The sequence below is a fragment of the Mucilaginibacter sp. 14171R-50 genome (genome assembly GCF_010093045.1).
GTDB lineage: Bacteria > Bacteroidota > Bacteroidia > Sphingobacteriales > Sphingobacteriaceae > Mucilaginibacter.
This window is the reverse complement of the sequence record NZ_CP048115.1, coordinates 446,187-469,366: the sequence shown is the minus strand read 5'-3', so window position 1 is coordinate 469,366 and position 23,180 is coordinate 446,187. Positions and strand designations below refer to the sequence as shown.

36 protein-coding genes are annotated in these 23,180 nt (G+C 42.4%); 30 read left to right on the top strand and 6 right to left on the bottom strand.

Features of this window, described 5'->3' with window-relative positions; translation table 11 throughout:
• Positions 1 to 506: 506 nt before the first annotated feature.
• From rpsL to GWR56_RS02135, 7 genes are all read left to right on the top strand, one after another.
• Positions 507 to 920, top strand: a complete 414-nt coding sequence (gene rpsL, locus GWR56_RS02165) for a 30S ribosomal protein S12 (protein WP_002993550.1) — start codon at positions 507 to 509, stop codon at positions 918 to 920.
• A gap of 19 nt (positions 921 to 939) precedes the next feature.
• Complete coding sequence (rpsG, locus tag GWR56_RS02160; RefSeq protein ID WP_162429530.1) at positions 940 to 1,407, top strand: 30S ribosomal protein S7; 468 nt, start codon at positions 940 to 942, stop codon at positions 1,405 to 1,407.
• 104 nt (positions 1,408 to 1,511) lie between these two features.
• Positions 1,512 to 3,623, top strand: a complete 2,112-nt coding sequence (fusA, locus tag GWR56_RS02155) for an elongation factor G (RefSeq protein WP_162429529.1) — start codon at positions 1,512 to 1,514, stop codon at positions 3,621 to 3,623.
• A gap of 115 nt (positions 3,624 to 3,738) precedes the next feature.
• Positions 3,739 to 4,044, top strand: coding sequence for a 30S ribosomal protein S10 (gene rpsJ / locus GWR56_RS02150; protein WP_022830652.1), 306 nt, complete (start codon positions 3,739 to 3,741; stop codon positions 4,042 to 4,044).
• 67 nt (positions 4,045 to 4,111) lie between these two features.
• Positions 4,112 to 4,852 carry a DKNYY domain-containing protein gene (locus GWR56_RS02145; RefSeq protein WP_162429528.1) on the top strand — a complete coding sequence of 247 codons (741 nt, stop codon included), beginning with the start codon at positions 4,112 to 4,114 and terminating at the stop codon, positions 4,850 to 4,852.
• Positions 4,853 to 4,984: 132 nt separating this feature from the next.
• A complete protein-coding gene (locus tag GWR56_RS02140; protein WP_162429527.1) occupies positions 4,985 to 5,194 on the top strand; it encodes a DUF2683 family protein in 210 nt (69 codons plus the stop codon).
• Entirely contained in the window at positions 5,195 to 5,482 is a 288-nt protein-coding gene (locus GWR56_RS02135) for a type II toxin-antitoxin system RelE/ParE family toxin (protein WP_162429526.1), read from the top strand.
• Between the two features lie 111 nt (positions 5,483 to 5,593).
• Here GWR56_RS02135 and GWR56_RS02130 read toward each other — a convergent pair whose 3' ends face one another.
• From GWR56_RS02130 to GWR56_RS02115, 4 genes are all read right to left on the bottom strand, one after another.
• Positions 5,594 to 6,004, bottom strand: a complete 411-nt coding sequence (locus GWR56_RS02130) for a VOC family protein (RefSeq protein ID WP_162429525.1) — start codon at positions 6,002 to 6,004, stop codon at positions 5,594 to 5,596.
• An 81-nt stretch (positions 6,005 to 6,085) separates the two neighbouring features.
• Positions 6,086 to 6,460: a glyoxalase superfamily protein gene (locus GWR56_RS02125; protein WP_202925364.1), complete on the bottom strand. Its 375-nt coding sequence runs from the start codon at positions 6,458 to 6,460 to the stop codon at positions 6,086 to 6,088.
• Positions 6,460 to 6,948, bottom strand: coding sequence for a hypothetical protein (locus GWR56_RS02120; protein WP_162429524.1), 489 nt, complete (start codon positions 6,946 to 6,948; stop codon positions 6,460 to 6,462). Before GWR56_RS02120 ends, GWR56_RS02125 begins: the two co-directional genes overlap by 1 nt.
• Positions 6,949 to 6,983: 35 nt before the next feature.
• A complete protein-coding gene (locus GWR56_RS02115) occupies positions 6,984 to 7,724 on the bottom strand; it encodes a hypothetical protein (RefSeq protein ID WP_238395287.1) in 741 nt (246 codons plus the stop codon).
• Between the two features lie 328 nt (positions 7,725 to 8,052).
• Between GWR56_RS02115 and GWR56_RS02110 the strand changes: the two genes are divergently transcribed.
• Complete coding sequence (locus GWR56_RS02110) at positions 8,053 to 9,312, top strand: prephenate dehydrogenase (protein WP_162429523.1); 1,260 nt, start codon at positions 8,053 to 8,055, stop codon at positions 9,310 to 9,312.
• Between the two features lie 55 nt (positions 9,313 to 9,367).
• Here GWR56_RS02110 and GWR56_RS02105 read toward each other — a convergent pair whose 3' ends face one another.
• Both GWR56_RS02105 and GWR56_RS02100 read right to left on the bottom strand, forming a co-directional pair.
• Entirely contained in the window at positions 9,368 to 9,769 is a 402-nt protein-coding gene (locus tag GWR56_RS02105; RefSeq protein WP_238395286.1) for a DUF4180 domain-containing protein, read from the bottom strand.
• Between the two features lie 269 nt (positions 9,770 to 10,038).
• A complete protein-coding gene (locus GWR56_RS02100) occupies positions 10,039 to 11,562 on the bottom strand; it encodes a rhomboid family intramembrane serine protease (RefSeq protein WP_162429522.1) in 1,524 nt (507 codons plus the stop codon).
• Positions 11,563 to 11,797: 235 nt separating this feature from the next.
• Between GWR56_RS02100 and rplC the strand changes: the two genes are divergently transcribed.
• The 22 genes from rplC (at position 11,798) to map (ending at position 23,145) form a co-directional block, all read left to right on the top strand.
• Positions 11,798 to 12,415 (top strand): 50S ribosomal protein L3, encoded by a 618-nt coding sequence (rplC, locus tag GWR56_RS02095; protein ID WP_162429521.1) that lies wholly within the window; start codon positions 11,798 to 11,800, stop codon positions 12,413 to 12,415.
• Between the two features lies 1 nt (position 12,416).
• Positions 12,417 to 13,046, top strand: a complete 630-nt coding sequence (gene rplD, locus GWR56_RS02090; protein WP_162429520.1) for a 50S ribosomal protein L4 — start codon at positions 12,417 to 12,419, stop codon at positions 13,044 to 13,046.
• 1 nt (position 13,047) lies between these two features.
• Positions 13,048 to 13,338: a 50S ribosomal protein L23 gene (rplW, locus tag GWR56_RS02085; protein WP_121245911.1), complete on the top strand. Its 291-nt coding sequence runs from the start codon at positions 13,048 to 13,050 to the stop codon at positions 13,336 to 13,338.
• A 7-nt stretch (positions 13,339 to 13,345) separates the two neighbouring features.
• Entirely contained in the window at positions 13,346 to 14,173 is an 828-nt protein-coding gene (rplB, locus tag GWR56_RS02080; protein ID WP_162429519.1) for a 50S ribosomal protein L2, read from the top strand.
• Positions 14,174 to 14,175: 2 nt separating this feature from the next.
• Positions 14,176 to 14,442, top strand: a complete 267-nt coding sequence (rpsS, locus tag GWR56_RS02075) for a 30S ribosomal protein S19 (RefSeq protein ID WP_067059750.1) — start codon at positions 14,176 to 14,178, stop codon at positions 14,440 to 14,442.
• A gap of 3 nt (positions 14,443 to 14,445) precedes the next feature.
• Positions 14,446 to 14,874 carry a 50S ribosomal protein L22 gene (gene rplV / locus GWR56_RS02070; RefSeq protein WP_162429518.1) on the top strand — a complete coding sequence of 143 codons (429 nt, stop codon included), beginning with the start codon at positions 14,446 to 14,448 and terminating at the stop codon, positions 14,872 to 14,874.
• A gap of 6 nt (positions 14,875 to 14,880) precedes the next feature.
• Positions 14,881 to 15,732, top strand: a complete 852-nt coding sequence (gene rpsC, locus GWR56_RS02065; RefSeq protein ID WP_162429517.1) for a 30S ribosomal protein S3 — start codon at positions 14,881 to 14,883, stop codon at positions 15,730 to 15,732.
• Between the two features lie 48 nt (positions 15,733 to 15,780).
• On the top strand, positions 15,781 to 16,203 hold the full coding sequence (gene rplP, locus GWR56_RS02060; protein WP_134335648.1) for a 50S ribosomal protein L16: 423 nt from the start codon (positions 15,781 to 15,783) through the stop codon (positions 16,201 to 16,203).
• A gap of 111 nt (positions 16,204 to 16,314) precedes the next feature.
• Positions 16,315 to 16,524: a 50S ribosomal protein L29 gene (rpmC, locus tag GWR56_RS02055; RefSeq protein WP_067059746.1), complete on the top strand. Its 210-nt coding sequence runs from the start codon at positions 16,315 to 16,317 to the stop codon at positions 16,522 to 16,524.
• 19 nt (positions 16,525 to 16,543) lie between these two features.
• Positions 16,544 to 16,798, top strand: a complete 255-nt coding sequence (rpsQ, locus tag GWR56_RS02050) for a 30S ribosomal protein S17 (protein WP_129876199.1) — start codon at positions 16,544 to 16,546, stop codon at positions 16,796 to 16,798.
• A 1-nt stretch (position 16,799) separates the two neighbouring features.
• Positions 16,800 to 17,168: a 50S ribosomal protein L14 gene (gene rplN, locus GWR56_RS02045; protein ID WP_073405786.1), complete on the top strand. Its 369-nt coding sequence runs from the start codon at positions 16,800 to 16,802 to the stop codon at positions 17,166 to 17,168.
• A 1-nt stretch (position 17,169) separates the two neighbouring features.
• Positions 17,170 to 17,511 (top strand): 50S ribosomal protein L24, encoded by a 342-nt coding sequence (gene rplX / locus GWR56_RS02040; protein WP_162429516.1) that lies wholly within the window; start codon positions 17,170 to 17,172, stop codon positions 17,509 to 17,511.
• Positions 17,511 to 18,080, top strand: a complete 570-nt coding sequence (gene rplE / locus GWR56_RS02035; protein ID WP_162429515.1) for a 50S ribosomal protein L5 — start codon at positions 17,511 to 17,513, stop codon at positions 18,078 to 18,080. The genes rplX and rplE overlap by 1 nt, the downstream gene beginning before the upstream one ends.
• A complete protein-coding gene (gene rpsN, locus GWR56_RS02030; RefSeq protein ID WP_067059741.1) occupies positions 18,073 to 18,342 on the top strand; it encodes a 30S ribosomal protein S14 in 270 nt (89 codons plus the stop codon). The genes rplE and rpsN overlap by 8 nt, the downstream gene beginning before the upstream one ends.
• A 156-nt stretch (positions 18,343 to 18,498) precedes the next feature.
• Positions 18,499 to 18,900, top strand: coding sequence for a 30S ribosomal protein S8 (gene rpsH / locus GWR56_RS02025; RefSeq protein WP_238395350.1), 402 nt, complete (start codon positions 18,499 to 18,501; stop codon positions 18,898 to 18,900).
• A gap of 17 nt (positions 18,901 to 18,917) precedes the next feature.
• Positions 18,918 to 19,475, top strand: a complete 558-nt coding sequence (rplF, locus tag GWR56_RS02020; RefSeq protein WP_162429513.1) for a 50S ribosomal protein L6 — start codon at positions 18,918 to 18,920, stop codon at positions 19,473 to 19,475.
• A complete protein-coding gene (gene rplR / locus GWR56_RS02015; RefSeq protein WP_370463825.1) occupies positions 19,475 to 19,828 on the top strand; it encodes a 50S ribosomal protein L18 in 354 nt (117 codons plus the stop codon). Before rplF ends, rplR begins: the two co-directional genes overlap by 1 nt.
• A gap of 11 nt (positions 19,829 to 19,839) precedes the next feature.
• A complete protein-coding gene (gene rpsE / locus GWR56_RS02010; protein ID WP_162429511.1) occupies positions 19,840 to 20,358 on the top strand; it encodes a 30S ribosomal protein S5 in 519 nt (172 codons plus the stop codon).
• Between the two features lie 6 nt (positions 20,359 to 20,364).
• Positions 20,365 to 20,544: a 50S ribosomal protein L30 gene (rpmD, locus tag GWR56_RS02005; protein ID WP_067059736.1), complete on the top strand. Its 180-nt coding sequence runs from the start codon at positions 20,365 to 20,367 to the stop codon at positions 20,542 to 20,544.
• Between the two features lie 4 nt (positions 20,545 to 20,548).
• Positions 20,549 to 20,995 (top strand): 50S ribosomal protein L15, encoded by a 447-nt coding sequence (gene rplO, locus GWR56_RS02000; protein ID WP_162429510.1) that lies wholly within the window; start codon positions 20,549 to 20,551, stop codon positions 20,993 to 20,995.
• Positions 20,996 to 21,001: 6 nt separating this feature from the next.
• Positions 21,002 to 22,345: a preprotein translocase subunit SecY gene (secY, locus tag GWR56_RS01995; RefSeq protein ID WP_162429509.1), complete on the top strand. Its 1,344-nt coding sequence runs from the start codon at positions 21,002 to 21,004 to the stop codon at positions 22,343 to 22,345.
• Between the two features lie 8 nt (positions 22,346 to 22,353).
• On the top strand, positions 22,354 to 23,145 hold the full coding sequence (gene map, locus GWR56_RS01990; protein WP_162429508.1) for a type I methionyl aminopeptidase: 792 nt from the start codon (positions 22,354 to 22,356) through the stop codon (positions 23,143 to 23,145).
• Positions 23,146 to 23,180 lie beyond the last annotated feature (35 nt).

Below are 23,180 nucleotides of genomic sequence, written 5' to 3'. Positions count from 1 at the left end.
ATTCCCACCCAACGGGAGGGTGTAGGGAGGGGTTAATTAAGCGGACTAACCCCTCCCTGCCAGCATACACGGCAACCGCACCCCTCCCAGGGAGGGAATTTTATATTCTCTGAACGCCTGCGGTATTGTTAAAAAAAAGCAGGGCTTTGTGCGATTCCCTCCCAGCGGGAGGGTGTAGGGAGGGGTTTAATTAAGCGGACTAACCCCTCCCTGCCAGCACTCAGGGCAATCGCACCCCTCCCCAGGGAGGGAATTTATATCCTCTGAACGCCTGCGGGGTTACCATTAACAAGGCAAATCAATAACCTGGTCCAGAGATTGCTTCGTTCCTTGCAATGACGGGTGGGGAACATGTTTCATAACTCCTATGTTTTTGCACCGTCCCTTCAATCACTCAACCAATTACCCTAAAAACTTTTTTATTTAAGCCCTTGAAAATCAAAAAATAGTACCTACCTTTGCAGTCCTTAAAATAAGGATAAAACTGTAAAAACAAAAAGCAAAGAATGCCTACTATTCAACAATTAGTTAGAAAAGGTAGAGTAGCTCTGGTTGACAAGAGTAAGTCGCCAGCGTTGGACAGCTGTCCACAGCGAAGAGGCGTGTGCACCCGTGTGTACACCACTACCCCTAAAAAGCCAAACTCAGCAATGCGTAAAGTTGCACGTGTGCGCCTTACAAATGGTAAAGAAGTTAACGCCTACATCCCTGGTGAAGGCCACAACTTACAGGAACACTCTATTGTTTTGATCCGTGGTGGTCGTGTTAAAGACTTACCGGGTGTACGTTACCACATCATCCGTGGTGCATTAGATACATCAGGTGTTGCCGGCCGTAACCAACGCCGTTCGAAATACGGAACCAAGCGCCCTAAACCAGGACAAGCAGCAGCGGCTCCAGCAAAAGGTAAAAAGAAATAATTAAAGGAGGATAGTAAAAATGAGAAAGTCAAAACCAAAAAAGAGAATCCTTCTTCCTGATCCAAAATTCAACGATGTTTTGGTAACCAGGTTTGTAAATAACATGATGTTTGATGGTAAAAAATCTACCGCTTACACCATATTCTACAACGCAGTTGAGATAGTTGAGAAAAAAACAAGCGAAAACGGGTTAGATACCTGGAAAAAAGCTTTAAACAACGTAATGCCTGCTGTTGAAGTAAAAAGCCGCCGTGTTGGTGGTGCTAACTTCCAGGTACCTACCGAGGTTCGCCCGGAACGTAAAATAGCATTAGGTATGAAATGGCTTATCAGCTATGCCCGTCGTCGTGGTGAAAAAACCATGATGGAGAAATTAGCCGGCGAGATCATATCGGCTGCTAAAGGTGAAGGTGCTGCTGTTAAGAAGAAAGAAGATACGCACAAAATGGCCGAGGCCAACAAAGCGTTCTCACACTTCAGATTCTAATTTTTAAAGGATTACACAGATTTAATATAGGATTACACCGATTTTGTTATGTTGCAAATCGGTGTAATCATTAAATAATATCGGCGAAATCAAAAAAAACAAAAATGTCAAGAGATCTAAGATATACAAGAAACATAGGTATTGCCGCCCACATTGATGCCGGTAAAACCACTACTACAGAGCGTATATTGTACTACGCCGGTGTTAGCCATAAAATTGGCGAGGTACACGAGGGTGCAGCTACAATGGACTGGATGGCGCAGGAGCAGGAGCGTGGTATTACCATTACTTCGGCAGCTACTACAGTTAACTGGAAGTACAGGGGCCAGAACTACCACATGAACATTATTGATACACCGGGCCACGTGGATTTTACCGTAGAGGTAAACCGCAGCTTACGTGTATTGGATGGTTTGGTTTTCCTTTTCAGCGCGGTTGATGGTGTTGAGCCACAATCAGAAACCAACTGGAGGCTTGCAAACAACTATAACGTTGCCCGTATAGGCTTTGTTAACAAGATGGACCGTAGCGGTGCCGACTTTTTAAACGTTGTTAAACAGGTTAAAACCATGTTAGGCAGCAACGCTGTTCCGCTTCAGTTACCAATTGGTGCCGAAGAGAACTTTAAAGGCGTGGTTGACTTAATTAACTGGAGAGGTATTGTTTGGAACGAGCACGATAAAGGTATGACCTTTACCGAAGTGCCTATTCCTGAGGATATGATCGAGGAAGCAACCGAGTGGAGAGAGAAATTACTTGAATCGGTAGCTGAGTACGATGAATCGTTGATGGAGAAATTCTTTGACGCACCGGATACCATTACCGAGCGCGAAGTGCTTGACGCTTTACGCAAAGCGGTTTTGGATGCCAAGATCGTTCCGATGGTTTGTGGCTCATCTTTCAAAAACAAAGGTGTACAAACCATGCTCGACTACGTGATGGAATTGCTTCCTTCACCTATGGATGTTGAAGGTATTATTGGTACAAACCCTGATACAGGCGAAGAGATATTACGTAAACCGGATGTTAAAGAGCCATTTGCGGCTTTAGCATTTAAAATTGCAACCGACCCGTTTGTGGGCCGTCTTTGCTTTATCCGTGTTTATTCTGGTAACCTTGAAGCAGGTTCGTATGTACACAACATGCGTTCAGATAACAAAGAGCGTATCTCACGTATCTTCCAGATGCACGCTAACAAGCAAAACCCTATACCTAACGTAGGTGCGGGTGATATTGCTGCGGTAGTAGGCTTTAAGGATATTAAAACCGGTGATACCCTTTGCGACGAGAAACACCCTATCATCCTGGAGTCGATGAACTTCCCTGACCCGGTTATCGGTTTAGCTATCGAGCCAAAAACTCAGGCCGACGTTGATAAATTGGGTATGGCTTTAGGTAAACTTGCCGAAGAGGATCCAACCTTCCGTGTAAACTCTGACGAAGAGACCGGCCAAACCGTAATCAGCGGTATGGGCGAGCTTCACCTGGATATCATCATGGACCGTTTGAAACGCGAGTTTAAGGTTGAGGTTAACCAGGGTGCGCCACAGGTAGCTTACAAAGAGTCTATCACCGGCACTGTACAACACCGCGAGACATACAAGAAACAAACCGGTGGCCGTGGTAAATTTGCCGATATACAAGTTGTATTATCGCCAAATGACGAAGGCAAAGAAGGTTTACAGTTTGTTAACGAGATCAGCGGTGGTTCAATCCCTCGCGAGTTTATCCCATCTGTACAAAAAGGCTTTGAAGCTTCAATGGCAAATGGTGTGTTGGCAGGCTATCCGTTAACCAGCTTAAAAGTACGTTTGATCGATGGTTCATTCCACGCTGTCGATTCGGATGCTTTATCTTTCGAACTAGCTGCTAAGATGGCTTACCGCGAAGCATTGCCAAAATGTAAGCCGGTATTGCTTGAGCCGATCATGAAGATCGAAATCTTAACCCCTGAAGAAAACATGGGTGACGTTATCGGTGACATGAACCGTCGTCGTGGCCAGCTTTTGGGTATGGACTCACGTGCAGGTTCGCAGGTAATTAAAGCTACTGTACCACTTTCAGAAATGTTTGGTTATGTAACCCAGTTACGTACTATCACTTCTGGCCGTGCTACTTCAACCATGGAGTTTGATCACTATGCTGAAGCGCCGCGTAACGTACAGGAAGAAGTTGTTGCTAAAGCCAAAGGCAAAAGAGCTGCTGCAAACGCGTAAATAAAGATCAGTTGATCGGTGATTAGAAGATTAATTACCGGTCAACTTTTCAAATCAAATAAATAATCGGCCGCTATAATAAATAGCTCTTATAACGGTCATAAACAAAAACAAAATGAGCCAAAGAATCAGGATCAAATTAAAATCGTACGATTACAACTTGGTTGACAAATCAGCCGAGAAGATCGTTAAAACAGTAAAGCCTACGGGCGCTGTAGTTAGCGGACCACTTCCGTTACCAACCGAAAAGAAAATTTTCACTGTTTTACGTTCACCACACGTTAACAAAAAAGCACGTGAGCAATTCCAGTTATGCTCTTACAAGCGTTTATTGGATATCTATAGCTCAAACTCCAAAACTGTAGACGCGCTGATGAAGCTTGAATTGCCAAGCGGTGTTGAAGTTGAGATCAAAGTGTGATAGTACCGGAAGATCTATAATAAAAAGCCACTCTTAAAAAAGAGTGGCTTTTTTGTTATATTTAATTATGTTAAAAAAAATTTCAATTGGTTGTTTGAGTGTGTTGTTACTTCTTATGGGATGTAACAAATACGAAAAACGCAACGGTAAGGTATTTTACAATTCTTGGAATGAAGGAACGGGGCATTCAACAAAGGAGCTGACAGGCGTAAACGTTAACAAGTTTCACGTATTAGGATTCTCTTCATATGCAAAAGACGATAAGTATGTTTTTTATAATGGAGCGCGTATAAAAAACGCTGACGCTATTACTTTTCAGGCTATTGGTGACTATTATGCTCATGACAAGGATAGAGGCTATTATGGTGCTGATAGCATAACGTCTTCGCAAGGGCGTACTTTTAGGATTATCAATAATTATTATACTACGGACGGAACAGATATTTTTTTTATGCAAAAACCTTTAAAAGTCTCGTCAACAAAAAGTTTCCGGTTTGTTTTTAAATATGGGGAGGATGAGTGGGAAAGATGGACTACGGATGGGAAGTACTATTATTACAAAAACTATAAAGTACCTTCAAGCGATTACAAGCGCATGACGCTCTATAAACGAAGCGGTGGATTGTCAAAAGATAGCCGTTGGGTTTATTTCTTGGATCATAAATTAAACTTCGATGTCAATGGTATAAAAACGGTAGATACAATTGATATCGCTACTTTTGAAGTATTAGGCTATATCAAATGTAAAGACAAATTCGGATGTTTTAACGTATTTCATGGGCGAACCCCGTGTGATAAACTGCGCTGATGAAGCTTGAATTGCCAAGCGGTGTTGAAGTTGAGATCAAAGTGTGATAGTACCGGAAGATATATAATAAAAAGCCATTCTTGAAAGAGAGTGGCTTTTTTGTTGCTGATACTTTTTTAAGTAAATTTGTTTATGAGCACATTCGTAATACACCCAACTGATGAGCAAGCCAAAGTGGTTACAGCTTTTTTAGAAGCTTTAAACATATCATTTGTTATGAACGATAATACTAATGAGTTACCCGAGCATGTGCTTAAGGGCATACAAAAAAGCCGGGAAGACATAAAAGCTGGGCGAACCATGACTTATGATGAATTCAAAAGCAGGAAGAAGGCTATGTAGATGGAGTACACTGTAATTTTTTCGGCACGTGCAGTTGAAACGTATGATTTATTATTTGAGCAAATCCTTGCAAGATGGGGAGCCAAAAAAGCCGCGGATTTTGAAGCAAGGGTTTACAGCTTAGTTGATATTATCCAACAAACACCGCTTATTTACCAGGCATTAACTCAGGATGAAAGTTTAAGAAGATGCGTTGTTCATGCTAACTGTTCTTTTCTTTATGAGGTAAAAGGGCGGAACATCGAGATTCATTTCTTTTGGGATAACAGGCAAGAGCCATTATTATAAAAGCCACCAGTGAATAACTGATGGCTTTTTTGATACATACCCGCGAGTTATTGCGAGGTACAATGCAATCTCTGCAGGGACAGTCAGCTATGCAAGTCCGGATACAGATTCTTACTGATGCTCAGGCATGCCATTTGGGTCCATCCATGCAAATTCCCAAATGTGGCCGTCAAGGTCTTCATAGCTATGCTGGTACATAAAGCCATAATCGGTTGCCGGCTTGGGTATCCTGGCGCCGGCGGCTTCAGCTTTTTCCACCATGTCGTTCACAGCATCCTTGCTATCGGCCGATAAGCATATAATGCACTCAACCGCTTTATTGGCATTTATTATTTCTTTAGTTGTAAAAGTCTGGAAGAACGGTTCAACCAGCAGCATTACGAATATAGTATCGCTGATGATCATGCAGGTTGCATTCTCGTTGGTAAATTGCGGGTTAAAAGTATAACCAAGTTTGGTAAAGAACGCTACCGACTTATCAAGGTCTTTAACCGGTAGGTTCACGAAAATTTGAGTTGCCATATCTTTTAGTTTTTGTATATCCAAAGGTAATATTGGTAATGAGGACTGCAACTGTGTAAAAACGACAAGTTAAGGGGGCAATCACGACTTGCTATTTATAACCTCTGCAAACGTGATACGGTTCAAAAAAGGGTCATTCACGGTCATCTCTATCGAGTTGGGGTTCCACTCGGGTACCTGCAAACCCGGGCGGTTGTATTTATATTGTTTGTCTATCAGTTGCTGATGATAAGCTTTTAAGCCAGTGAAATTTTCAATACGGAAATGCGAGCCCGGGCTGGCGTCGCCGTGATGCTCAGACAAGTGAAACTGTACGTCGTTTAGTGATAATTGTATATAAATTGGTATGCCATCAATTTTATGCTCCCAGTCTATCTTAAAGCCAAGCCAATTTATATAAAACTCAATAGCCTTATCATAATCAAACATCCGGAACATGGGTTTTACGATAGTCATTAATAATCCTCCTTATTAGCTAAAAAATCAAGCCATACACCTTCCAGTTCATCAACCAAGGGCGGCCTTATAGAAATGCCCGATGCTTGTGGTGTCCAGTTCTGCCCGGCAAGGTTGCCGGTTTTCAAAATATCAAAAGTAAGTATGCGCTCCTTATCCGGATTCAGCAAAACATCAAAGGTGATATTGATGCGGTAATAGATCCGCCCTTTACGTGATGCCAGGAATGGTTCAGATGCGATGTAGCCCGATGCAAATATCCCTTTTGGCTCAGCACCAAGTCGTACAACATACGCCCTGTCGCCGGGCTGGATGGTTTTATGGCTGGCCACACTCCAGTTATCTATAAGTTCACCGGTAGTTTTTAGCTTTTGTATATCATCATCCATATCTGACCACCTAAATTTCAGCGGGTTCCAGCCAAATAAATAAGCTTTGCCCCCTAACCCCCTAAAGGGAGCACTATCTGCAGATGTAATTTTTACCATATTGTTTATACTCCCCCTTTAGGGGGGCGGGGGGCTTATCCCTTACCCATCAACTCATCGTTCTTGTTACGTTCTGTTTGCAGTTCGCGGGCAAGTTTCTTTTCCTTTTCGTTGGCCTTGGTTTTATAGGTTTTATATTCCTCTTCAAGTTCGTTATAAAGCTTAATACGATAATTGGCCTCGCGGCTGTGGCTGCCCGAGCGGGCAATAACAATAGCGGCAATTGCGCCAAATCCAATTACCAGTCCCCACATAATTAAATTATAGGTTGATTTTGATAATGGCATACCCAGTAAGCTTACCTCGTCAACCCTTGCTTTTGATTCGGCCAGGGTTTGATCTTTAGTGGCAGATGCTGTTTTCAAGGTGTCAATAGTTTTGGCTTGCGCTGCAACGGTAGCCTGCGCCGCTTTTAGTTGTTTACGGGCTTGGCTTAACGTATCGCTATAATTTTTAAACAGCGCCGCCACCAGGGGTTGCTGGTAGTTATATACTTTGGTTAATAAATACTGATACTGGCCGCGCAGACTTTTATCAACCGGGGCGGCGGGCTGAGTTATCTTTGGCACACGTATCGGTGTGGCATTGCCCAGTTTTTGCGCCGGAGTAACAATTGGTTTTTTATAGTAGCTTTTGTTGGTGAGGTTTGGATTTTTCGGAGTTGCAGGCGTAGTGGCTACTTTTACTTTTTTAGCAGTGTCCTGAGTGTAACCGGGCAGTGCGGCTGTTAAAAGAATAGCGGCTAAAATAAGGGGGAATAATTTGTAAAACTTCATCTTTTAGAAATTAGGTTTCAGTGTGTTTGTATACGAGCGAGCAATTAAAACGGCTTTAATTATTTTAACGTTGTTAACCTAACTAAAGTTTGTATTAATTGTGTGGCATAAATGCAAAGCCTCGTGCAGCATAATATGATGTTTATGGTAAGGCCTGCGCAGGCATTACCATAATTCCGGTACCTGCGGTACCCCAGGCGCTGCAATTGCCGGGCTTTGCTGTAATATCCATTTAAACGGTATTTGGTGTTAAAAGTATAAAAAAGTTGTTAAGCATATATTAAAGGTGTAATTATCAAAGCATATATTAGCCTTTTTAATTTATACTATGCGGATAGGTATCATAGGATTGGGCGATATGGGTAAGTTGTATGCCAAAGCTTTTTCAAAGGCAGGCTATACCGTTTGCGGCTGTGATATGCCCCATAACCGGGAACGGCTGGAAGATGAGTTAGCCCCTTTAGGGATAACCCTGATGGACGATGGCAAGGACGTATCGCGCGTGAGCGATCTTATTATATATTCGGTTGAGGCAGATAAACTGGAGCAGGTAGTGGGCCAGTACGGGCCGGCAACCAAGTACGGTGCCATAGTAGCCGGCCAAACATCAGTTAAGCACCCCGAGATAGCCATATTCGAAAAATACCTGCCTGCCGACGCGCAGATCATCACCTTTCATGCCATGCACGGGCCGGGCTTTGAACCAAAGGGCCAAAAGCTGATACTGATAAACCACCGCGGCCAGCCAGATGCCTACAAGCGTATGCTCGACCTTTTTGCGGCAGTAGAAACCGATATAGTAGAGATCCCCGATTATCATGAGCATGATAAAATAGTTGCCGATACCCAGGCTGTTACCCACGTAGGGTTCGAGAGCATGGGTACCGCATGGAAGTCGGCAGGGTTTTTCCCGTGGGAGAACGCCTCTTATATAGGGGGTATCGATAACGTAAAAATATTGACCACCCTGCGCATATTCAGCTATAAGGCGCACGTGTATGCCGGCCTGGCTATACTAAACCCCTACGCGCGCCAGCAGGTAAAGCGCTATGCCGAATCAGAGTCGGAGTTGTTTAAACTGATGATCAAAGAGGAGGAGCAAGAGTTTAGGAACCGACTTTACCGCGCCCGCGATTTTGTTTTCCATGAAAGCCGCAAACCTATCATGTTCAACGATGCCGTTATGCGCGAGTTTTCGCTGGCGCGCGATGCGGGGCACCAGAAACCTAACTCGCACCTGAGCATATTAAGTATGGTTGATGCCTGGTACCACCTGGGCGTAAACCCTTATGATAACCTGATATGCCAAACGCCACCTTTTAGGTTGCGCCTTGGGATTGCCGAATACCTGTTTAAGAACGAAGAGTTGCTGGAAGAATCTATCCAAACCGCCCTGTACGATAAAACCATCCGCGGAGACGACCTGGAGTTTCACTCTGCCGTACGCGAGTGGAGCGCCATTATTGGTTATGGCGACATGGAAGGCTACAAAAAACACTTTAACGAAGTACAGGCGTTTTTTAAAGGCCGACTGGAGGAAGGTAACAAGCAAAGCGCCGAGTTGATAAGGCGGCTGATGCAAGCATAACAAATGCAACCTTGCCGCGAGCACGTTGATCTAAAATAACAGATGAAGCCCATGCTCATTTGCTTAACACGGTCAGTGCTTCTGCAACTGTAGGCAAAAAATTTACTTGCTTGCCATTATTGCTCTCGTAAATAAAGTCGTTGAGGCTCTTGCTGTTAAAGCTTGAAAAGTCGCCGACAATTACAACACGCATACGATAGTTTGTGAATTTCTGCAGTATTTCACCAGCAATTTTGCTTTTTAGGTCGAAAAAGTCGTTTGTCAGGTTTTCCTTGTGAATGATAACGTCATTAAAACCCTGATAACCGGTATTGCCGATGATATCCAAAGCGTCATCAACATTACTTACGATTACCCCCTCTGAAATGATTTCTGCAACTTGTTTGTTAGCGATAGCGTGCGATAAAATATTCATGTATAGGTGTTTTGTCTTCTCCTTACGGAAAGCGATATCCATTTATAACAGTTGCCGGTAAAATCTTAATATACCTCTATTTGTCTTTACCTAATTGTGAAATAAGATAAAAAGTTCAATTCTAACTTTTTTAAAGCCCGATTAACTTAGGCGGAGCATTGCCACTCACCTATTTAAAATCATGTAAGTAAATAGAAAACAATATGTTCCTTTCTGTTTGTAAAAATGATTGCCGGAAATGTGATATGTCTTTCTACATATAGCGCCGAATTGATAGGAAGGTTGAAGATGGGGTGACGGAATAACGTTAATTAATCTTTTTCCTCCAGTTTACCCCACTCCAGGCGCAACTCATTTATGCTATTTGTAATGCCGGTTATCTCTGCGCGGTATTTGTAATTATCGTTATCACTAAACTCTTTATAAAGCAGTTTATACAGGCGGCATTCAAGCTCTATAATTTTTGATTTTATTACAGCTACACGCTTTTCCTTATCAGGCAGTATCAGTGTATTTAGTTTTTTGACAACGGTTAAAAGTGTATCTACCCGGCGAAGCGTTTTATTATTAAACATGGCAAGGCGCTGGCTACGGTCTAAATTGGTTGTTCGGTAAAAATCATTGTTCAGCGTGCTAAAAAGGGTATCGGTTTTTGCAGTAAGCTGCTGCAGCTCTTTAAACTGATAAACCGGGGCAAGCCAAATACATAATGTTGTATACATTATGGTAATGCCCAGCGCGCTTGCGGCAATAAGGTTCTTTTTTTGATGCCTGAGCCCTAAATAAGCTACCCAACCAAAAATGAAACCTGAAATTAAGCCACCGAAGTGGGCGGCATGGTCTACATTCCTGCCCACAGGAATAATGCTGTAACCAATAAAAATAGTGGTACTTATCAGTAAAGCTTTGCGCGCGTTATTTTCGTAAAAATTGGTAGTTAACAGCGCCAGCAAAACGCCAAATAAGCCAAAAATAGCGCCCGAAGCACCTGCTAATATGCCTTGTTCGTTCCAGATAACAGATGTTGTACTGGCACAGATACCCGTAAGCAGATAAATAAAAAGGTAGTTCCATTTGCCCAGTTTGTTTTCGATAAGCGAGCCTATGTATATCAGCACGATCATGTTACCGGCAATGTGCAGCAGCGAGAAATGCAGGAATGTATTGGTTATTAACCGCCACAATTGCCCGTGCAGCACCGGCGTGCGCCCGCTAAAACCAACTGAAAGGTAAATATCTTCCAAGCTGATTGCAGTGCCCGGGTTAGCGAGCTGTTTGGTTTGCATTGATTTTGCCACAAGCATGGCAATAAGTATAGTGGTGCTTATAAAATATATACCAATGTTTGTTAGTATAAGTATAGGAGTAATAGTGTAGCCGGGCTTAGGTGTAAAGTGGGATAAAAAGCCGCGGAGTTTTGCTTTATATCCCAGCGGAGGGTCTTCAAAACTGATAAACTGCCGGTCGGGGATCGCGTCCATCAGTTCCTGTGCGGTTTCCTGCAGGGTTGGCTGTAAATATTGTTCAACATAAGTTATTTCGCCAAAAAGCAGGTCAAGGTTCTTTTCGTTCTTGCCGTAATCTGTAAAGTAAAACTGGTACCCCACACATTCGCTTTTTATAATGGCCCGGTTGTTTACAATATGTACCGATACCTCTTCGGCATATGATGCCCACGATATGTTGGTATAAGCAATTATGCCATCGGTGTTAAAATACCCTATATGCCAGCCAAGGTTATTAAATGCATGGTAAACAAGTGTAAGATAATGATCAGCGTTATACTCATTAAGAGGAACAACAAAAGATTTACGCGGTGATATGCCCCAGCTCATGCCGAAAGTTTAGGTGTACCCTGTAAAGATACATCATCAATACCAATAAGCAAGTTTTACACGGCTTATCATCAGGCGGAGCGATAAAAATAAGGCACGAATATTTATTTAAAAATAACTTACTAACTATTTGAAAATTAATGTAAAGTTTCTATCTTTGCCGTCCCTTAAGGGGGAAATAATATGCCTTGAACGAAGCCCTACTGCTTCGATGGGCACAAATAAAATAAAGAAAATGTCAGGAATTATTGGTAAAAAAGTAGGAATGACCAGCATTTTCGATGAAACAGGGAAGAACATTCCTTGTACAGTAATCGAAGCTGGCCCTTGCGTAGTAACCCAGATCAGGTCTGTAGAAGCAGACGGATATGCAGCTGTACAGTTAGCATATGGCGAGAAGAAGGAAAAAAACACCTCTGGTCCGTTAAAAGGCCATTTCCAAAAAGCCGGTACCACTCCAAAACGTAAATTAGTTGAATTTAAAACTTTCGAAGACGAAAAAGCTCTTGGTGACACTGTTACTGTTGAGATTTTTAACGCCGGCGATTACGTTGATGTAGTAGGTACTTCAAAGGGTAAAGGATTTCAGGGTGTTGTAAAGCGTCACGGTTTTGGTGGTGTGGGTATGCAAACTCACGGTCAGCACAACCGTTTACGTGCACCAGGTTCATTAGGAGCATCGTCATGGCCTTCACGTGTATTTAAAGGTATGCGTATGGCTGGCCAAATGGGTAACGTTCGTGTTAAAGTACAAAACCTTGAAGTGGTTAAAGTATTTGCCGAGCAAAATTTGCTTGTTGTTAAAGGTTCTATCCCAGGAGCTAAGGGTTCATTCGTAATAGTGGATAAATAAGATGGAGATCAACGTATTAAATCTATCAGGTAAAGAAACAGGTGCCAAGGTGCAGCTGCCTGAGTCCGTATTCGGAGTAGAGCCTAACGATCATGCTATTTACTTAGATGTAAAGCAGTTCTTAGCTAACCAACGCCAGGGTACGCACAAAGCAAAACAACGTAATGAAATTGCAGGTAGTACCCGCAAATTACATAAACAAAAAGGTACAGGCGGCGCCCGTGCAGGCAGCATCAAATCTCCATTATTTAATGGTGGTGGACGTGTTTTTGGCCCACAGCCGCGCGATTACAGCTTTAAGTTGAATAAGAAGCTTAAATCACTGGCCCGTAAATCGGCTTTATCATACAAAGCACAGGATAACAACATTTTAGTTTTGGAAGACATCAGCTTTGATGCCATCAAAACCAAAACATATGTTAAAATGGTTGCAGACCTAAATGTTACTGATGTTAAAACATTATTAGTATTAGCTACTGCAAATGACAATGTGTATTTATCAAGCAGGAACCTTAAGAAAACTAAAGTTATCACTGCCGACCAGTTAAACACTTATGATGTGTTAAACGCAGGCAAACTTTTGTTAACTACAGGCGCTGTTAAAACTTTGGAGGAAGCATTAGCTAAGTAATATGGAAATTTTAAAGAAACCCTTACTTACTGAAAAAGTAGCTCAATTAACTGAGAAACTTAACCGTTACGCGTTCAAAGTTGATCACAGGGCTAACAAGATTCAGATAAAAGGCGCTATTGAGGCTATGTATGGTGTTAACGTTACAGCAGTTAACACAATGAAATACGTAGGTAAACTTAAAACCCGCAATACAAAAGCAGGTGCAGTATCTGGCCGCGCTGCTACGTATAAAAAAGCCATCATCACGCTGAAGGATGGTGAAACAATAGATTTTTACAGCAATATATAATAAGGAAATGGCAGTAAAGAGATTTAAACCGGTTACACCGGGAACCCGCTTCAGGATTGATGTATCTAACTCAGATATCACAACAAACGTTCCTGAAAAGTCGTTGGTTGTAGCAGCCAATACAAGGTCGGGTGGCCGTAACCACAGCGGTAAAATGACTATGCGCTACCTGGGTGGTGGCCATAAACAGGCATACAGGTTAATTGATTTTAAACGTAATAAATTTGACATCCCTGCAAAAGTTGCAACTATCGAGTACGATCCAAACAGATCGGCACGTATAGCACTGCTGCACTTTGTTGATGGTGAAAAACGATACATGATCGCTCCGGAAGGCTTAACAGTTGGAACGATGGTTGTATCTGGCGAGAGTGCTGCACCAGAGGTTGGTAATACCATGCCTTTAAAAAACATTCCGTTAGGTTCTATCATCCACAACATTGAGTTAAACCCTGGCCAGGGTGGTGTATTAGCGCGCAGCGCCGGTACTTACGCTCAGCTATCGGCACGCGATGGTAAATATGCCATTATCAAGTTGCCTTCGGGCGAAACACGTATGATACTGTCAACTTGTTTGGCAACTATTGGTACCGTTTCAAATGGCGAAAGAGCAAACGCGGTGTTGGGTAAAGCCGGCCGTAAACGCTGGTTAGGCCGCAGGCCAAGGGTACGTGGTGTTGCCATGAACCCGGTAGATCACCCTATGGGTGGTGGTGAGGGTAGAGCCTCAGGTGGTCATCCACGTTCACGTAAAGGTTTATTGGCTAAAGGCTACAAAACCCGTGACAAGAAAAAAGGGTCAGATCGTTATATCATTGAAAGAAGGAAGAAATAATAATGGCACGTTCAATTAAAAAAGGACCTTACATAGATCATAACCTGGAAAGAAAAGTTCTGACCTTGAATGATGCAAGTAAAAAATCAGTTGTAAAAACATGGTCACGTCGTTCCATGATCTCTCCTGATTTCGTTGGTCATACATTCGCAGTACACAACGGTAACAAATTTATACCGGTGTATGTAACAGAAAACATGGTTGGTCACAAGTTGGGAGAATTTGCACCAACCCGCACATTCCGCGGTCACGCAGAAAAGAAAAAATAAGGCATGGAAGCAACAACTAAAATTAAAAAGTCTGTATTGATCAGGCAACAAAAAGAAGCTGCGAAAGCCATTGTAGGCGGCGCTTCGGTTGCAAAGCTACAGAACTGTCCAACTTCGCCGCGCAAAATGCGCCTGGTGGTTGACCTGATACGTGGTGAAAACGTTGAGAAAGCGTTATACATTTTAAAGTTTACCAATAAGGAAGCTGCAATACGTGTAGAGAAACTTTTGTTATCAGCCATTAAAAACTGGGAAGCAAAAAACGAAGGCAAACGTGTTGAAGACAGCGGCTTATTTGTAAAAGAAGTATCAGTAGGCGGTGGCCGTCAGTTAAAACGTTTACGCCCTGCACCACAAGGCAGAGGGTTCCGTATCCGCAAACGCTCTAACCATGTAACACTGATTGTGGATAGTAAAAACGATAACAACTAATTTGAAATGGGACAAAAAGCACATCCAATAGGTAACAGGTTAGGGATCATCCGTGGTTGGGATTCTAATTGGTTCGGTGGAAATCACTATGCCGACAAATTAGTTGAAGACGAAAAGATCCGCAAATACTTATCAGCACGTATCAACAAAGGTGGTGTATCTAAAGTAGTTATTGAACGTACTTTAAAACGCATTACCGTAACCATACACACCGCCCGCCCGGGTATTGTGATTGGTAAAGGTGGCGCCGAGGTTGATAAGATCAAGGAAGAGTTAAAAAAATTAACAAAAAAGGATGTTCAGATCAACATCTTCGAAATAAAACGCCCTGAGCTTGATGCCCAGTTAGTTGCCGAAGGTATTGCTAAACAACTTGAAGCACGTATCTCTTTCCGTCGTGCCATGAAAACTACAATTGCTTCAACCATGAGAATGGGTGCCGAAGGAATTAAAGTGATGACATCAGGCCGTTTAGGTGGCGCTGAGATGGCACGTACCGAGCAATATAAAGAAGGAAGGATTCCATTGCACACTTTCCGTGCCGATATTGACTATGCTTTGGCAGAAGCCTTAACTACTTATGGTAAAATAGGTGTTAAAGTATGGATATGTAAAGGTGAGGTTTACGGCAAACGCGATTTATCGCCAAACATTGGCGGTACAAGCAGCGCAAGCGGTAAAGGTGGGCGCCCTGAAGGCGGTGCCGGTTTTGGCGGCCGTGATAATGCACGTGGCGGCGAAAGAGGCGGCGAGCGCAGAGGCGACCGTAAACCAGGTGGCGACCGCAGAGGCGGCCAGGGTGGTAACAACCGTGGCGGACAAGGTGGCGGCAATCGCCCGGGTGGTCCAAGGAGATAATAATAATTAGAACAGACATATCCGTGACGGATATAAAAGCTTAAGAAAATGCTACAGCCAAAAAGAACGAAGTTCAGAAAGATGCAAAAAGGCAGGATGAAAGGTTTAGCCACCCGTGGTGCTGAACTTTCATTCGGATCTTTCGGTATAAAATCACTCGAAGCCGCCTGGATAACCAGCCGCCAGATCGAGGCTGCACGTATTGCTGTAACACGTTTCATGAAACGTGAAGGCCAGGTGTGGATCAGGATATTCCCTGATAAACCTGTAACCAAAAAACCTGCAGAGGTACGTATGGGTAAAGGTAAAGGTGCGCCGGAATACTGGGTTGCAGTTGTACGCCCGGGCAGGATGATATTTGAAGCAGAAGGTGTGCCATTAGAGGTTGCCAAAGAGGCATTACGCCTGGCAGCTCAAAAGTTACCTGTGCAAACCAGATTTGTAACACGTAGGGATTACGTAGAAGCATAATTAAAAACGTTGAAAAGTTGTAATGTTGAAAGGTTGTAAGGTTACTTACAATCGCTATACAGGCAACATTCAAACATTTCAACATTACAACATTACAACAGAATAAAGAAAATGAAGAACTCAGAAATTTTAGAGCTTTCAACCGAAGAATTGGCAGCAAGACTGGGCGAGGAAAAATCAACTCTTACTAAACTGAAATTTGCTCACGCGGTTTCGGCTATTGAGAACCCTACCCGCATTACAAAAGTGCGTAAGGATATTGCTCGTTTAAATACTGAATTAACAAAGCGCAAGGCGGCGTCAGCTTCTGAACAGAATTAATTTTAAGCGTCGGAAAACAATGGAAAGAAATTTAAGAAAAACACGTACCGGCCTGGTAGTAAGCAATAAGATGGAAAAATCTATTGTGGTTGCTGTAGAGCGGAAGGTGAAGCACCCCATCTATGGTAAATTCGTAAAGAAGACTACCAAATTTATGGCTCATGACGAAGCAAACACCTGCGGTGTTGGCGATACCGTATTGATTATGGAAACCCGTCCGCTGAGCAAAAACAAAAACTGGAGATTAGTTCAAATTTTAGAGAGGGCTAAATAACATGGTACAACAGGAATCAAGATTAAATGTAGCCGATAACAGCGGTGCTAAAGAAGTTTTAGTAATACGCGTATTAGGTGGTACCGGTAAAAGATATGCCTCTATTGGCGATAAGATTGTAGTTACCGTAAAAAGCGCCCTGCCATCAGGTAACGTAAAAAAAGGTACTGTATCTAAAGCCGTAGTGGTTAGAACCAAGAAAGAGATACGCAGAAAAGATGGTTCATATATCCGTTTTGACGATAACGCAGCCGTTTTGTTAAACAACCAGGATGAGCCAAGGGGCACACGTATATTTGGCCCTGTTGCCAGAGAGTTACGTGAAAAACAATTTATGAAAATTGTATCATTAGCACCGGAGGTATTGTAATATGGAAAAGAAAATCACAAAACCAGCTAAATTGAAGATCCGTAAGGGCGATTTAGTTAAGGTAATAGCCGGCGACTCAAAAGGTTCACAAGGCAAAGTAGTTGAAGTTATCATTGAAAAAAACAGGGCTGTTGTTGAAGGTGCTAATATGGTATCTAAACACACCAAGCCTAATGCAGCCAACCCTAACGGCGGAATTGTAAAACAGGAAGCTGCTATACACATTTCTAACCTGGCGCTGGTTGAACCTAAAACAGGTAAAACAACCCGTGTTGGCCGTAAATTAAACGATGCCGGCAAATTGGTTAGAGTATCAAAAAAATCAGGGGAGGAAATTAAGTAATGGCTTACGTACCAAGATTAAAATCAAAATATAAGGAAGAGATACGCACCGCGCTTAAAGATAAGTTTGCTTATAAAAGCGTAATGCAGGTTCCTAAGTTGCAAAAAATAGCCATTAACCAGGGTGTTGGCGGTGCTACTACCGATAAAAAACTTATCGAGAACACAATCACCGAGCTAACTACCATTACTGGCCAGCAGGCGGTTGCTTCAAAATCTAAAAAGGATATCTCTAACTTCAAATTGCGTAAAGGTATGCCAATTGGTGTACGTGTAACATTACGCGATAATACAATGTATGAGTTTTTAGACCGCTTAATTGCTGTTGCCCTGCCACGTATTCGTGATTTTAAAGGCATCAACGATAAAGGTTTTGACGGACGCGGAAACTATACCTTAGGTATATCAGAACAGATAATATTCCCCGAGATCAATATTGACAAGATCAATAAAATTCAAGGTATGGATATTACCTTTGTAACCTCGGCAACAAACGATGTTGAAGCATTGGAGTTACTTAAACAATTTGGTTTACCATTTAAAAATCAAACCCCAACTAACAATGGCTAAAGAAGGCGTAAAGGCTCGTGAAGTAAAACGTGCCAAATTAGTAGCAAAATTTGCTGAGAAAAGGGCAGCGTTAAAAGCAGCCGGCGATTACATAGGCTTAGATAAATTACCTAAGGCTTCATCACCTGTAAAATTGCACAACCGTTGCAAATTAACCGGCCGCCCGCGTGGTTATATGCGCCAGTTTGGTATATCTCGTGTAACATTCCGTGATATGGCATTGGCTGGTAAAATACCGGGTGTTAAAAAAGCAAGCTGGTAATTATCATCTGATTCGCAAAGCGATCAACGAATTCAAAACATACCTTAAATATGTTTTGAATTTTTCGTATTTTCGCGGCTCGAATTTTATAAAAGAATTAACCGATAGAAGGTCGCCCCGGATGTTACGGGAAGGAAACCACTATCATAAACAACAATAATGAATACAGATCCAATCGCAGATTATCTTACAAGAGTAAGGAATGCTATTAAAGCCAACCATAGGGTTGTTGAAATTCCTGCATCAAATCTGAAAAAGGAAATCACTAAAGTGCTTTTCGAAAAAGGTTACATTGCTAATTACAAGTTTGAGGATAACGGACCTCAGGGCACCATCAAGGTTGCTTTGAAGTACCACCCGATAACTAAAATTTCTGCTATACGCAGCATTGCACGTATTAGTAAACCAGGTTTGAGGAAATACGCCGGTATGGATACCATGCCACGTGTGTTAAATGGTTTAGGTATCGCTATCCTATCAACATCTAAAGGTGTAATGACCGATAAAGAGGCGCGTGCGCAAAATGTAGGTGGCGAAGTTTTATGCTACGTTTATTAATAGGAGGAAATTAAGCAATGTCAAGAATAGGAAAAGCACCTATTGCATTAACCAGCGGAGTTACCGTTACTGTATCAGCAGATAATGTTGTTACTGTAAAAGGCCCTAAAGGCGAATTGCAACAGGCAGTTGATAGAGATATCATCGTTGAACAAGAAGGCGACCAGTTATTGGTAAAACGCCCGTCTGACCAAAAGCGTCATAAAGCACTACACGGTTTATACCGTTCGCTTATCAACAACATGGTAGTTGGTGTAACCACCGGTTACAAAGTAGAGCAGGAATTAGTTGGTGTGGGTTACCGTGCAACTAACCAGGGCAATACGTTAGATTTAGTGTTGGGTTTCTCTCACCACTACGTGTTTCAATTACCACAAGAAATTAAAGTTACAACCACTGCTGAGAAGGGTAAAAACCCCACCATCATCCTGGAATCAAACGATAAACAATTGATTGGACAGGTAGCGGCGAAAATACGCTCGTTACGCGCTCCAGAGCCTTACAAAGGTAAAGGTATCAAGTTTGTTGGCGAAGTATTGAGAAGAAAAGCAGGTAAATCAGCATCTAAAAAATAATCGTCATGAAACTATCAAGAAGAGACAGGATTAAAAAAGGCATCAGAAAACGCCTTTCAGGTTCATCAGCACGCCCGCGTTTATCTGTATTCAGAAGCAACAAAGGCATCTATGCACAAATTATTGACGATGTATCAGGAAAAACCATTGTATCTGCTTCATCATTATCAAAAGATTTTGTAGCAAGCGGTACAACAAAGTCAGACCAATCTGTAGCTGTAGGTAAATTAGTAGCCGAAAAGGCCATTGCCGCAGGTATTAAAGATGTGGTTTTTGACAGGAATGGTTACCTGTATCACGGCCGTATCAAATCGTTGGCCGACGGTGCACGTGAGGGTGGTTTAAACTTTTAATCAAACAGGAAATGTCAACAATCAACATAAAAAGAGTAAAAACCAGCGAGATCGAATTAAAAGATCGCCTGGTTAGCATACAGCGTGTAGCCAAAGTAACCAAAGGCGGCCGTACTTTCAGCTTTAGTGCCATTGTGGTAGTAGGCGATGAGAATGGCGTTGTAGGTTACGGCTTGGGTAAAGCAAAAGAGGTTACCGAAGCTATCGCTAAAGGTATTGATGATGCTAAAAAGAACCTGGTAAAGGTTCCGATCATTAACAGCACCATCCCTCATGATCAGATAGGTAAATTTAGCGGTGGTTTTGTTTACATTAAACCAGCAGCTAACGGTACCGGTGTTATTGCCGGTGGTGCAATGCGTGCGGTATTAGAAAGTGCCGGTGTACACAATGTATTGGCAAAATCAAAGGGTTCGTCAAACCCGCACAACGTGGTTAAAGCAACCGTATCTGCATTATCGCAATTGCGCGATGCGCATACAGTAGCTCAACAGCGCGGTATTAGTTTAGGAAAAGTATTTAACGGATAATCAGTTATGTCGAAAATTAAAATAACACAAATTAAAAGCGTTATCGACAGAAGCGAGCGCCAGAAAAAAACTGTTGAGGCTTTAGGCCTTAAGAAAATTAACCACAGCGTGGAAGTTGAAGCCACTGCAGCTATTATTGGTATGGTTAGAAAAGTTAACCACTTGGTAGCAGTAGAAAATATTTAATATCATGAATTTAAGTAATCTTAAACCTGCAGAAGGTTCTACTAAAAATAGGAAAAGAATTGGCCGTGGTACAGGTTCTGGCCGTGGCGGTACATCAACCCGTGGCCATAAAGGCGCAGGTTCGCGTTCAGGTACATCTACCAAGGTAGGTTTTGAGGGCGGCCAGATGCCATTACAGCGCCGTGTGCCTAAGGTAGGCTTTAAAAATCCTAACCGTGTAGAGTATGTTGGTGTTAACCTTGATGTATTGCAAGCTTTAACCGAGAAGTTCTCGTTAGAGGCGGTTGATTTTGCCATACTGAAAGAACACGGCTTAGTTTCGCGTAACGATCTTGTTAAGATACTGGGCCGTGGCGAATTAAAAGCCAAATTAGAAGTTAAAGCACACGCATTTACTGCTACTGCACAAAAAGCTATTGAAGCAGCCGGCGGAACTATTGTAAAGTTGTAAATTTCGATGAAGAAATTATTCACCACATTATCCAATATCTGGAAAATTGAAGATCTAAGAGTGCGTATTATAAACACACTCTTATTTCTTTTGATATATCGCGTAGGTTCGTTTGTTGTTTTACCGGGTGTAAACGCCGCAGCACTTAATGCCAGCCAAAACAAAGAAGGGCTTTTAGGGCTGTTAAACATGTTTGCCGGTGGCTCGTTCTCTCGCTCGTCTATTATGGCTTTGGGTGTTATGCCTTATATTTCTGCATCCATTGTTGTGCAGTTATTGGGTATTGCAGTGCCATACTTTATTAAATTGCAGAAGGAAGGCGAAAGCGGACGTAACAAGATAAACCAGTGGACACGCTACCTTACAATAGGTATTACCGCGGTACAGGCTGTTGCGTATTTAAAATCGCAGATAACCCCGGATGCAATGCTTATTGGTAACCCTTACTTCACCGTATTAAATACGTGTGTATTAACTGCGGGTACCCTGTTTGTAATGTGGCTGGGCGAAAAAATCACCGATAAAGGTATTGGTAACGGTATATCGCTTATCATCATGGTGGGTATTATTGCACAACTGCCAAGCGCCTTTATTGTGGAGTTTCAATCGCGTACCGGTGGGCCGGGTGGTTTAATTACCTTTATTGTTGAAATTGTAGCGTTGCTTGGTGTAGTAATGTTTACCATACTTATAGTACAGGGCACACGTAAAATAGCTGTACAATATGCCAAACGTATTGTTGGTAACAAGCAGTATGGCGGTGTACGCCAGTACATACCTTTAAAGGTAAATGCTGCAGGCGTAATGCCTATTATATTTGCCCAGGCCTTAATGTTTATACCCGCAACGGTATCAAGCTTCTTTCCGTCTGTTTCAACAAACAGCTTTTTAATGGCCTTGTCAAATTATAACTCATGGCAGCATAATTTGATATTTGGTATATTAATTATATTGTTCACCTACTTTTATACAGCTATTACAGTTAACCCAAACCAAATGGCTGATGATATGAAAAAGAACGGCGGGTTTATTCCTGGTATTAAACCAGGTAAATCAACGGCTGATTTTATTGACGGGGTTATCTCTAAAATAACATTGCCTGGTTCTATTTTCTTAGCCATTGTAGCTATTATACCTGCAATAGCCAGTTTAGTAGGTGTTAGCAGCATCTTTTCAAGATTTTTTGGTGGTACATCATTGATCATCCTGGTGGGTGTGGTATTAGATACATTGCAGCAAATTGAAAGCCATTTGTTAATGCGCCATTACGATGGTTTGATGAAAACAGGCAGGATAAAAGGCCGTGCAAGTATCCCTACAGCTTCGGGTGCTACACCACCGGTTATCTAATAGCATACATGTCAAAGATCATTTATAAGTCTGTCGAAGAGATAGAACTAATAAGAGAAAGTTCTTTACTTGTTTCCAAAACACATGGGGAGATAGCTAAAGTTATTGGCCCCGGTGTAACTACCATCGAATTAAATAAACTTGCCGAAACCTTTATCCGCGATAACGGCGGGGTTCCGGCATTTTTAAATTATAATGGCTTTCCATATTCGTTATGCATATCGCTTAACGATCAGGTGGTACACGGCTTCCCGGGTAAACATGTTTTAGTTGAAGGCGACCTGGTATCGGTTGATTGCGGTGTAATATTGAACAAATATTACGGCGACTCGGCTTTTACCTTTGCCATTGGTGAGGTTGACGAAAACACTAAAAAGCTGATGCGGGTTACGCGCGAGTGTTTAGACCTGGGCGTTGAGAAGGCTGTGGTAGGCATGCGCATTGGTGATATTGGCTACGCGGTACAAGAGCATGCCGAAAAAAACGGCTTTGGGGTAGTGAAAGAACTGGTTGGCCACGGTGTGGGTACCCGCCTGCACGAAAAACCTGAAGTGCCTAACTACGGTAAGCGCGGCTCAGGCATTAAATTAGAAGAGGGGATGGTAATAGCCATTGAGCCGATGATTAATGCAGGGCGCGCCGGTGTTAAGTTTTGGGATGATGGATGGACCGTATCAACCGTGGATAAAAAGCCATCGGCACATTACGAGCATACGGTTGCCGTAAAAAGGGGGAAACCCGATGTTTTATCGACGTTTGAGTACATTGATAAAGTTTTAGAAGAAAAGAATAAAAATTAAATATTTTTTATTAATTTTGCATCCCGGTTTTGGGG

Coding starts and splice junctions, on each gene's coding strand:
- rpsL (WP_002993550.1), top strand. CDS start 507: ATGCCTACTATTCAACAATTAGTTAGAAAAGGTAGAGTAGCTCTGGTT.
- rpsG (WP_162429530.1), top strand. CDS start 940: ATGAGAAAGTCAAAACCAAAAAAGAGAATCCTTCTTCCTGATCCAAAA.
- fusA (WP_162429529.1), top strand. CDS start 1,512: ATGTCAAGAGATCTAAGATATACAAGAAACATAGGTATTGCCGCCCAC.
- rpsJ (WP_022830652.1), top strand. CDS start 3,739: ATGAGCCAAAGAATCAGGATCAAATTAAAATCGTACGATTACAACTTG.
- GWR56_RS02145 (WP_162429528.1), top strand. CDS start 4,112: ATGTTAAAAAAAATTTCAATTGGTTGTTTGAGTGTGTTGTTACTTCTT.
- GWR56_RS02140 (WP_162429527.1), top strand. CDS start 4,985: ATGAGCACATTCGTAATACACCCAACTGATGAGCAAGCCAAAGTGGTT.
- GWR56_RS02135 (WP_162429526.1), top strand. CDS start 5,195: ATGGAGTACACTGTAATTTTTTCGGCACGTGCAGTTGAAACGTATGAT.
- GWR56_RS02130 (WP_162429525.1), bottom strand. CDS start 6,004: ATGGCAACTCAAATTTTCGTGAACCTACCGGTTAAAGACCTTGATAAG.
- GWR56_RS02125 (WP_202925364.1), bottom strand. CDS start 6,460: ATGACTATCGTAAAACCCATGTTCCGGATGTTTGATTATGATAAGGCT.
- GWR56_RS02120 (WP_162429524.1), bottom strand. CDS start 6,948: ATGGTAAAAATTACATCTGCAGATAGTGCTCCCTTTAGGGGGTTAGGG.
- GWR56_RS02115 (WP_238395287.1), bottom strand. CDS start 7,724: ATGAAGTTTTACAAATTATTCCCCCTTATTTTAGCCGCTATTCTTTTA.
- GWR56_RS02110 (WP_162429523.1), top strand. CDS start 8,053: ATGCGGATAGGTATCATAGGATTGGGCGATATGGGTAAGTTGTATGCC.
- GWR56_RS02105 (WP_238395286.1), bottom strand. CDS start 9,769: ATGGATATCGCTTTCCGTAAGGAGAAGACAAAACACCTATACATGAAT.
- GWR56_RS02100 (WP_162429522.1), bottom strand. CDS start 11,562: ATGAGCTGGGGCATATCACCGCGTAAATCTTTTGTTGTTCCTCTTAAT.
- rplC (WP_162429521.1), top strand. CDS start 11,798: ATGTCAGGAATTATTGGTAAAAAAGTAGGAATGACCAGCATTTTCGAT.
- rplD (WP_162429520.1), top strand. CDS start 12,417: ATGGAGATCAACGTATTAAATCTATCAGGTAAAGAAACAGGTGCCAAG.
- rplW (WP_121245911.1), top strand. CDS start 13,048: ATGGAAATTTTAAAGAAACCCTTACTTACTGAAAAAGTAGCTCAATTA.
- rplB (WP_162429519.1), top strand. CDS start 13,346: ATGGCAGTAAAGAGATTTAAACCGGTTACACCGGGAACCCGCTTCAGG.
- rpsS (WP_067059750.1), top strand. CDS start 14,176: ATGGCACGTTCAATTAAAAAAGGACCTTACATAGATCATAACCTGGAA.
- rplV (WP_162429518.1), top strand. CDS start 14,446: ATGGAAGCAACAACTAAAATTAAAAAGTCTGTATTGATCAGGCAACAA.
- rpsC (WP_162429517.1), top strand. CDS start 14,881: ATGGGACAAAAAGCACATCCAATAGGTAACAGGTTAGGGATCATCCGT.
- rplP (WP_134335648.1), top strand. CDS start 15,781: ATGCTACAGCCAAAAAGAACGAAGTTCAGAAAGATGCAAAAAGGCAGG.
- rpmC (WP_067059746.1), top strand. CDS start 16,315: ATGAAGAACTCAGAAATTTTAGAGCTTTCAACCGAAGAATTGGCAGCA.
- rpsQ (WP_129876199.1), top strand. CDS start 16,544: ATGGAAAGAAATTTAAGAAAAACACGTACCGGCCTGGTAGTAAGCAAT.
- rplN (WP_073405786.1), top strand. CDS start 16,800: ATGGTACAACAGGAATCAAGATTAAATGTAGCCGATAACAGCGGTGCT.
- rplX (WP_162429516.1), top strand. CDS start 17,170: ATGGAAAAGAAAATCACAAAACCAGCTAAATTGAAGATCCGTAAGGGC.
- rplE (WP_162429515.1), top strand. CDS start 17,511: ATGGCTTACGTACCAAGATTAAAATCAAAATATAAGGAAGAGATACGC.
- rpsN (WP_067059741.1), top strand. CDS start 18,073: ATGGCTAAAGAAGGCGTAAAGGCTCGTGAAGTAAAACGTGCCAAATTA.
- rplF (WP_162429513.1), top strand. CDS start 18,918: ATGTCAAGAATAGGAAAAGCACCTATTGCATTAACCAGCGGAGTTACC.
- rpsE (WP_162429511.1), top strand. CDS start 19,840: ATGTCAACAATCAACATAAAAAGAGTAAAAACCAGCGAGATCGAATTA.
- rpmD (WP_067059736.1), top strand. CDS start 20,365: ATGTCGAAAATTAAAATAACACAAATTAAAAGCGTTATCGACAGAAGC.
- rplO (WP_162429510.1), top strand. CDS start 20,549: ATGAATTTAAGTAATCTTAAACCTGCAGAAGGTTCTACTAAAAATAGG.
- secY (WP_162429509.1), top strand. CDS start 21,002: ATGAAGAAATTATTCACCACATTATCCAATATCTGGAAAATTGAAGAT.
- map (WP_162429508.1), top strand. CDS start 22,354: ATGTCAAAGATCATTTATAAGTCTGTCGAAGAGATAGAACTAATAAGA.